This is a genomic window from Bradyrhizobium sp. LTSPM299 (genome assembly GCF_000938235.1).
Classification (GTDB): domain Bacteria; phylum Pseudomonadota; class Alphaproteobacteria; order Rhizobiales; family Xanthobacteraceae; genus Bradyrhizobium.
Genome location: NZ_JYMU01000079.1, coordinates 1 through 6,782, shown reverse-complemented (window position 1 = coordinate 6,782; position 6,782 = coordinate 1). Strand labels below are relative to the sequence as shown.

The following is a 6,782-nucleotide window of genomic DNA, read 5'->3' as shown; positions in this document are numbered from 1 at the left end:
CGACCATGGTGGACACGAAGTCGAAGTGGGAAGACGAGCTTGGGCGCTGGCTCAAGCCATTCCTGGATCGTTTAGGTCACAAGGCGCGGCGGCGGATGTGTCCGCTTTATATCTCGGGATTGATTGGACCGGGCGATCGCAAGAGCGTCCAGCCAATGGCGGCGCGGCTGGCACCGGGCGAGTATGACCAGTTGCACCATTTCATCGCTGATGGCCTCTGGGATGCGGCGCCATTGGAGGCAGAATTGCTCGTTCAGGCCGATCGCCTGGTCGGCGGCAAAGATGCGGTGCTGGTCATCGACGACACGGCGATGCCGAAGAAGGGCGATCGTTCGGTTGGCGTCGCTCCACAATATGCCTCGTCTCTCGGCAAGACGGCTAATTGCCAAACATTGGTGTCGCTGACGCTTGCGCGGGGTGAAGTGCCGGTCATGGTGGCATTACGTCTCTTCGTTCCCGAGAGTTGGACGAGCAATCCGGTGCGTTTGAAGCGTGCGGGCGTTCCTGTAGAGTACCGCGCAGCGCGGACCAAGCCAGAGATCGCCTTGGCGGAGATCGATCGCGTGATGGCAGCCGGTATGCGCTTTGGCTGTGTGCTGGCCGATGCCGGTTACGGCCTCAGCGCGCCGTTCCGTCAGGGGCTCACGACACGCGGCCTGGCCTGGGCCGTCGGTATCCCTCGTCATCAGAAGGTTTATCCGGTGGAGGTTAAATTGATCTGGCCGGTCGCCGGTCGAGGTCGTCCCCGCAAGCGGCACATTCCCGACGTATTGTCGACGGCGGCCGAAGACATGCTGGCCAATGCTAAGTGGCAAAATGTGAGTTGGCGAAACGGGACCAAGGGCCGGCTGGAAGCTCGCTTCGCCGCGGTTCGCGTGCGAACCGCTGATGGACCTCCGCAGCGGATCAAGGACATGGGCCAGCAGCATCTTCCGGGGGACGAAGCCTGGCTCATCGGCGAACACAGGACGTCGGGAGAGAAGAAATATTATCTCGCCAATATGCCGGCCAAGACGAATCTGCGCACGTTAGCTGCTACGATCAAAGCTCGATGGATTTGCGAACAGGCCCATCAGCAGCTGAAAGAGGAACTCGGGCTTGATCACTTCGAGGGACGATCCTGGCAGGGCCTTCATCGTCATGCGCTCATGACTATGATCGCTTACGCATTCCTCCAGCATCGCCGTCTCGCACAAGCGGGGCGGAAAAAAAAGAATCAACGGTCCACCACCTCAGCCGAGCCTGCCGGCCGTACGCCAAGCCATCGTCGATCTCATCGTTCAACCACGACCTCAGCGATGCCCGCACTGCAGAAGACAAATCGGCGGAAAGCAGCGGCGTGAATAAATCTGCCAAAGTAGTGACTAATTGACTCCATTTCTTTCATTTTCTTATCAGTTTGCAGCTGTCTTCGTTTGCGAACAATTGGATCGTCACCCGGTTCTGATCGAACAGCGCCTCCTCCCGCAGCGCCCCTACTCGTCCAATATCTCAAGGAACCCCTGGACCCGCTCGAACGGCTCCTCATTCCCCTTGTCCGCGTAGACCACTCGATCGCCGTCGCGTTCCACCATTTTCGATTTGGATTTGCGCAGCCGGCCCGGCAAAAATGTTGCCGCAACGGCCTCCGGTCCAACGTCAAGTCTGACAATGCCGCGCCTCTTACAATCGAGTCTGAGGCGCGCCGCCGCGAAGAAATCGCGCGCCGCCGGCGGCGGCCTGCCAAAACGCCGCGCGGTTTCGTCCTCTAAATCCTCCAGGTCATCCTCGCTGCGGCACCTCGCGACACGGCCATATAACTCCAGCCGAACCGCATCCGACTGCACGTAATTCGTGGGCAGTATATCCGCGACCGGTAGATTCAGGTCTGGCACCCACAAATCGGCGGCCCCGCCGGTCGTTTTCTCCGAAGCCAGCTTCAGGAGGTGGCTGTAAAGCACCGGTCCAAAAACCTGTACATGACCTGACTGCCGTTCCGAGAAGAGATCTCCCGCCCCCCTGAGATCGAGATCCCGCTCGCTGATCGCGAAGCCTGCGCCTGGCCTGCTGAACTCCTCCAAAACAGCCAAGCGCTTTTCGGAATGCCCCGACTTCGCTTCGGTCAGGAGGTGGGCGAAGGCACGTATTCCGCTCCGCCCAACGCGACCTCTGAGCTGGTGAAGTTGCGCCAGACCGAATTTCTCCGGCCAGCAGACCACGATGGTATTTGCCCGCGGGATGTCGAGGCCACTCTCCACGATGTTGGTGGCCAAGAGGACGTCTGCCTCACCATCGACGAAGGTCATCATTCGGTCGTCGATCTCGTCCGCAGGGAGCCGGCCGTGAAGGCAGACGATCCGGAGATCCGGAGCTACCGCCTGAATCCGCGCCAACATTGGGTCCAAATCCTCAATGCGCGGGCAGATCAGAAAGCTCTGTCCGTGACGCCTCTGCTCGCGTAGCAATGCCGCGATGATTGCGGCGTCAGACAACGGCGCAACCTTGGTCACGATTGGAAGCCGATGAACCGGCGGCGTCGCGATGACGCTAAGATCCCTGAAACCTGCAAGACCCGCCGCCAAGGTCCGCGGTATCGGCGTGGCGCTCATCCAAAGCGTATGAACCCCCTTGGCCAAACCCGAGAGTTTCACCTTCTCGGCTGCGCCGAAGTGCTGCTCCTCGTCGACAATGACGAGCCCAAGGTCGGCGAACTTCACGTCTTTCGATGCTAGGGCCTGCGTACCGATCACGACTTTCAGCTCCCCCCGCCGCAGCCCCTCCTTGACCTCTCTCACATCCGAAGCCGACGTGGCCCGCGAGAGGTTTCCCACTTCGATACCGAGCGAACCAAACCGCTTGCGAAAGGTCGCGACATGCTGCCGGGCCAAGACCGTTGTCGGTACCGCGATGGCGACCTGCTTTCCCGACAGCGCAACAGCTGCGGCTGCTCGCAAAGCGACCTCTGTCTTGCCGAACCCGACGTCGCCACAGACGACCCGATCCATGGGATGGCCGGACCCGAGGTCGTGCAGGACGTCGCGGATCGCGCGGGCCTGGTCGACCGTCGTGAAATACGGAAATCGCGCGACAAACCTTTCGTAAGCCGGCCCCGGAGCGACCAGCGACCAGCTTGGGGGCGCGCCGGCGACGGCGCTGCGCAATATGTTTGGCAAGCTGCTTGGCCGTCGCTTGGATTTCCCGTTCCGCCTCCCCTCGTCGCCCCCACCACGTGCTTCCGTCCGCCTTGTCCAATTTCAGCCTGCCTGGCTCCGTGGCGTAGGGCCAGATCAGAGAGAGGTCGGCAGGCGGAACGAGGACGACGTCGTCAGCGGCGAACTTGAGCCTGATCACCTCACGGGATGCCCCTCTGCTCACGTCAAGCGTCTGTAATCCGTCCAGGAGAGCCAAGCCGCGCTGGAGATGGACCACGACTGCCCCCCGTTCCGGAACATCCGGGTGATCGAATGCCGCAGTCCAGACCCGGGCCATAGGCTGTGGGTGATGGGCTCTACTGCCGAGCACGTCGGTCGCCGTCACGACCACAAGCGGCTTCCGACCAGGGACGACGAAGCCTGCGTCGAAATCGGCCAAAAGCGCACTCTCGCGACTTCGTGCGTTGGTCATCTCTTCGAAGTCTGCGTAGCGCTGCGCCTTCACTCCGCTCATACGTTCCATCGCGCGCAGGTCGCCCTCCACTGCCGCGGCGAAGACCAGCCGCGATCCGACGCGCTGCGTATCGGTGACGAACGTTCGAAGAGCCTTCCTCGGCAACGGTTCCTTCGAGAAGTCGGGTATGGCCGTGTACGCCGCCTTCCTGGGCAGAACGCTCATGCGCTTCGCCAGTCTTTTCCAGTCCCTTCGTCCCAGGTATTCGCGTTCCGCATCCTTACGACCGGCCGCTTCCTCAATCGTCCTCAGCCAGTTGTCAGCATGGCCTGGAACCCCAGCATCCATGATCCATTGCGCTCGATCGCAATAATCCGGCAAAATCGCCCGCTGTCCTCGCTTGCCGCCTAGCGCAATTCGCTCCGACATCGGATCGACCAGCAGCTCACTTACCTCGGAGATAACGTCATGCTCGTGCGGATCGACGGCGACGATTCTGCGGATCGCATCACCGGAATGCTCAATCCGGTACGGACCAAGCGCACCTGCAGGAAAAATCTCAAAGGTCTTGCCGTGAAAGAGGGCCGTGCCCGGGAATTCCGCCTCTTCGTCCAGATCGTATCCTAGGGCCTTTAGACGGCTCTGAAGGTCCCGCTCGGCGTACATCCCGCGGACCTTCAGGCTCATACCGAGGCGCCCCCAACTCGCAGGCAGAGGCAGCCGCTCCATGATCGCCTCCGCCGTCGACACCAGAAAAACAGGCTTTTTCGCCTTGGCGAGACGCCGCAGCACCGAGGACCGCCTGCCCGCAATTTCTCGAGATGGCTCCAATCCATCGAACGGCAACGTGTTCAGTCTCGGAAAGACCAACACGTCAATCGAAGAATCGAGTGAGTGAAGGATGCTCCCAAGCCGTTCCGCCCTATTCTCGTCTTCGGCTAGGAAGGCGATCCCATCGCGGCCGGACTTCCTCCATCGTTCGAGAAGATGGAGCGCCAACATACCTAAAGGTGAGGACGTAGAGATGGCTGAACGCGCTGAACCCGTGCTTTTCTTCGTCAAGCTGGCAGTGGCACGGGTTTTCTTGGTCTTTCCCACGAAATATCCATCTCGTTTCGAGAATGCAGTTCTCTGCGAATCCCGACCTGATTACAATTTCACGATCACCATGAATAGAGGACAGTCGATCGTCGTCGCCGCATCAGGCGGGAGCGCAAACCGAGGAATCCGCTGTGGATCGGACAGGCCCCTCGCCAGCTTGAGCGGAAGGCAATGCTAAGCGGGCAGTTCAATAACTACGGATTGGGCTTCCCTTTTCCATGCCAATCACCCGACAGGCAAAGATCCACAGTGCGCCGCCGATGTCGTGCCTGTCGCTTGCGGCATGCCTTCGCGTGCAAACAGTTCTCGACCAGGCGCAGACTGATAACCTTTCGTATGAAAGCTTATCAGTGACAGATCGACTCCGTTTGTCAGGAAAACCAAGTAACCTTTCGGGCTCTCCAACGTCGGTCACTTCCTTCGTAACCTTCAACCAACTCGCCGCGGGAGGAACAATCGCATCCAATAACACCTCTTCTCGGAAGCTACTCAGACCACGTCAAACCGCTCCCGCAGGCTCCGATAAAGGTGCGTTGCCCTCCGAAGGCAAAGGTTACCGTTCAAACCCTGTCGGGTGCGTCATAAGGTCAACTATTTTGCCTGGGCGCACGGACGTGAGTGAAAGCAAAACTCATCACAAGCTCACCAAAAAATCCAAAGCGGGCGCGAAGCGGCAAGGGCCACGGCAATTTTACGATGAAAGCCGGTCGCCCGACTGTTCGGGGCAGGTTCGAAGCGGGACAGGATTCGAACTTATGACCTTCCAGGTGGTAAAACTAACGAGCAGCGAAGTCCGCTATCAACTGACGAGACACTCACCGGTCTTGAAAAAGAAGGACAGGGTCAATTCCCAAGGCCCCCGAAATCTGCTCGAGGGCGTCAACCGTGGGTGAATTCTCCTCACGCTCGATCATGCCGATGTAATTGCGATTCAGACCTGCGCGATCGGCCAGTTCCTCCTGGGAGAGGCCACCCTTTATCCGGAGACGCCTAAGATTTTTGGCTACCAAGCGCCGCAGCTTCATGCGGCAAGACGGCACCATACTCTACTTGACCTCCACCTAGCATACTAGGTATTCTGCGAGCACCAACCATAGTGTTCCAATGGTCGATGCTCGAGCTTCGCCGGGAGAACATTTCGTTGAGCGAGCGCCTCTCGGCTCCCGTACAACGCTGGCGTCGTCCCACGTTTGGAAATTCTGAGGGCTTGCTACTTGGAAATCTCGCCACTTGACCCCAACGTCGCTGATTTAGCTCCCCATGCCCCAGCGCTGACGGCTTACGATGAGGAGCACCTTGTAACATACCTGCGCGTGTTAGATGCCGTCGCGGAAGGCGCGGATTGGAAGGATGTTGCGCAGATGGTTCTGCACATTGATCCGGATCGCGAGCCGACTCGCGCACGAAAAGCATTTGACAGTCATCTGGAGCGCGCCAAATGGATGACGAAGCATGGCTATCGCCAGTTGCTCCGAGGTGCCGCGCCCAAGTAAAATAATTCCCTCGAGTATCCTGTCGCGGGTATTTCGGGGGACGCCGGTCGTTCGACGGAAGTTGCGGAAGTCGGCTAGGATCTCGGGCTCTTAAGCCTTACACCTTCGCCTTTTTGGTCCGCATCCAAGAACTCTATGCCTGCTTTGGCCAGGGCTTTTTGGATTGCCAGCAAGGTACTCGTTCGAGAATCAACAATCCCCTTTTCCAGCCTCGCGACGGCATTAAGCGACACGATCGCTTTGTCTGCCAACTGCTGTTGGGACCAGTCCAGTAACGCTCTGGCAGCCCGAATTTGTCGAGAGGTGATCATATTGACCACCTTCGACGGCTCTAGAAAATATGCCACTATAAGGGCATAAATACACCTGATAAGGTTATTTATGCACCCATCGAGTAGAAGCCTCGTGTGGATAGGTTCTGGCGGCGGCGATGCTGCCCCCTACCTTTTCTGCGCGCGTGCTTAGCTGAAAGGTATTCTTATGAAGAAACCGCCGCTTGATCCGGCTGTCGAAGACCTCGCTCCAACCGACGCGATGCTCACCGTCTATGATGAGCAGCACATGATCACTTATCTGCGTTTACTCGATGCGGATGCGGACGGC

4 protein-coding genes and 2 pseudogenes are annotated in these 6,782 nt (G+C 59.0%); 3 read left to right on the top strand and 3 right to left on the bottom strand.

Annotated features, from left to right (window positions below):
* Positions 1–5 precede the first annotated feature (5 nt).
* On the top strand, positions 6–1,343 hold the full coding sequence (locus UP10_RS34855; protein ID WP_044591718.1) for an IS701 family transposase: 1,338 nt from the start codon (positions 6–8) through the stop codon (positions 1,341–1,343).
* 132 nt (positions 1,344–1,475) lie between these two features.
* Here UP10_RS34855 and UP10_RS34850 read toward each other — a convergent pair.
* Together UP10_RS34850 and UP10_RS34845 are read right to left on the bottom strand one after the other, a co-directional pair.
* A pseudogene (locus UP10_RS34850) lies at positions 1,476–4,587 on the bottom strand (helicase-related protein).
* Between the two features lie 914 nt (positions 4,588–5,501).
* Positions 5,502–5,711 carry a helix-turn-helix domain-containing protein gene (locus UP10_RS34845; RefSeq protein ID WP_044591717.1) on the bottom strand — a complete coding sequence of 70 codons (210 nt, stop codon included), beginning with the start codon at positions 5,709–5,711 and terminating at the stop codon, positions 5,502–5,504.
* A 189-nt stretch (positions 5,712–5,900) separates the two neighbouring features.
* On the opposite strand from UP10_RS34845, the gene UP10_RS43540 reads away from it, so the two are divergent.
* On the top strand, positions 5,901–6,179 hold the full coding sequence (locus tag UP10_RS43540) for a DNA -binding domain-containing protein (protein WP_082077422.1): 279 nt from the start codon (positions 5,901–5,903) through the stop codon (positions 6,177–6,179).
* A gap of 74 nt (positions 6,180–6,253) precedes the next feature.
* On the opposite strand, the gene UP10_RS34840 is transcribed toward UP10_RS43540, so the two are convergent.
* Entirely contained in the window at positions 6,254–6,490 is a 237-nt protein-coding gene (locus tag UP10_RS34840) for a helix-turn-helix transcriptional regulator (RefSeq protein WP_044587917.1), read from the bottom strand.
* Between the two features lie 169 nt (positions 6,491–6,659).
* Here UP10_RS34840 and UP10_RS46120 point away from each other — a divergent pair.
* Positions 6,660–6,782, top strand: a pseudogene (locus UP10_RS46120) (DUF2285 domain-containing protein); the annotation flags it as partial.